The sequence below is a fragment of the Endozoicomonas sp. ALC013 genome, assembly GCF_049310205.1.
Taxonomy (GTDB): domain Bacteria; phylum Pseudomonadota; class Gammaproteobacteria; order Pseudomonadales; family Endozoicomonadaceae; genus Endozoicomonas.
Genome location: NZ_JBLYNS010000335.1, coordinates 1 through 2,072, shown reverse-complemented (window position 1 = coordinate 2,072; position 2,072 = coordinate 1). Strand labels below are relative to the sequence as shown.

At 47.9% G+C, this 2,072-nt stretch carries 2 protein-coding genes; both read left to right on the top strand.

Features of this window, described 5'->3' with window-relative positions:
• A partial coding sequence (locus ACO6V1_RS23635; protein WP_422469002.1) for an RAP domain-containing protein occupies positions 1-927 on the top strand: 927 nt, incomplete at its 5' end.
• 58 nt (positions 928-985) lie between these two features.
• On the top strand, positions 986-2,072 hold a 1,087-nt coding region (locus ACO6V1_RS23630; protein WP_422469000.1), incomplete at its 3' end, for a DUF1601 domain-containing protein.

Sequence of the window (2,072 nt, the reverse complement as noted above, 5' to 3'; positions counted from 1 at the left end):
CTTGGGCAGGAGCAGACACCAGGGCTCAACGAGGCTGTGGTCGCGCTGTTGCCCCTCGTGAACGCACAGAAAGACCAATTTAATGCCCAGGGTATTGCCAACCTGCTGTGGGCCACGGCCAAACTGGGTGAACTCGTTGAGCTGAAACTGGCTACCTCTGCGTTCGAATCGCTTGTCTATCGAATCAGTGAGAACCTTCAGTTTTCGCAGGAAGAGATATCGATGTCTCTCTGGGGAGTCATGGTATGCTGTGCCAGGTTGGCTCTAGACTCCAATGAAAATAAAAATAACGTGCTTGAAAAGCACATGGATGACCTGTTGACTCGCCTGGAAAATACCTCGCCAGATAATGAAGAGGATCAATCCATCATGATCATGGCCGCAAGTTGGCTTGGCAGAGCGTGTCCGGTCGTCCACCATTACCAGAAAGCCATTTCAAAAACCCAGGCCAACTTCCGCTATCAACTCCAATCATGCATTCCATCGTTGAGGATTGAAGAAGAAAAGAGCCTGAACGCATTACCTCCGGTTGACCTGCTGCTGCCAGATCACAACATGGTGATTGAAATTCAGGGACCATTTCATTACGTGAATGGTGATTTCAAAACCAGGAATGGTTCGACTCTGCTGAAAATCGCACTGCTGAAAAAATCAGGATTTGAGGTCATTGAAATCCCGGTCAACATGCTTTGGAATCAGGACTTAATGAAACCCTATATTGATCAAATAAAGACCAGGATAGGCATCCCCCCACAGGAGCATGGCTCTGTATCATTTAATAGAGGGTGGGCAGATGCTGCATACGTGACTTGTGAAGAACACTTAGAAGAGCAAACCAACCCAGCAAAGAAGAAGAGAAGAAGAAAACAAACAGTCAGTAATCGCCTGCCTCCCATCATGACTCAAGTAAACTTTTCCGCAAAATGAACTTCTGGGCAGAACAGCAGTCTGCTTTTATGTTTTCATGAATTAATGAAATATAATTATGGATAGAAGTTCTGCTGGTATCAGTGGTAGATACACAAGATCAGATAATGATTACAACCAACCGAATGGTCATGCCCCTTCTTCAAGGTGTGGTCGATATAGACATGCCACAGTCAGACAGCGGGATAGTCACCCCCACTCTACCCCGGGATGTAACGAATTTCACCATTCTTCTGGCACACGCCCTTCTCAATATTTAATACACCGTTCAGTAAACTCTGCTCATGATTTTAATGCCCTCATCAAACCAGAAATAATGGCTGGTCTGGTGAGGAAATCGGATCGTTTCGGTCATCGCTATGATGGGAGAGATCACGGTCTATATGCCAGTTCAGTTAAAAAATACACGTCATCTGCTAAAAGACCATTAAATCGAGCGGAACAAAGCCAGCTGATGCGTTTGCTGCAAAATTTCGCAGCAACACGGAGCTGGAATTGGCGAAGCCTGACGACAACACTTCATTCATTGACTTCAGCGGGCGTTTTTAGTCTTCATAAACCCATGGATGAGCGAGTTAAACTTACGCAGGCTAGCTTATTGTCAACCCTATTTGATGCAATAATATTTAACTGCAACCAAAAACCTCCAGCCAGGGATATTGATGCCCAGGGTGTCGCCAACCTGCTGTGGGCAATGGCAAAACTGGTGGACAACGGGCAGGAACGGACACCAGAGTTCAACGAGGCCCTGGTCGCTTTGTTACACCACGTGAACGCACAAAAAGCTCACTTTAAACCACAGGAAGTCACCAACCTGGTGTGGGCCATGGCGAAGCTGGTGGACAACGGCCAAGAGCAGACACCAGATCTCAAAGAGGCCATGTTCGCTCTGTTGCCCTATGTGAACGTACAGAAAGACCGATTTATTCCTCAGGCTATCACCAACCTGCTGTGGGCCATGGCGAAAATGGTAGACAACGGGCAGGAGCATACACCAAGGTTCAAAGAGGCCGTGGCTGCGCTGTTGCCCCGCGTGAACGCACATAAAGACCAATTTAATGCCCAGGGTATCGCCAACCTGCTATGGGCCATGGCGAAACTGGTGGACAACGGGCTGGAGCGGACACCAGGGCTCAAAGATGCTG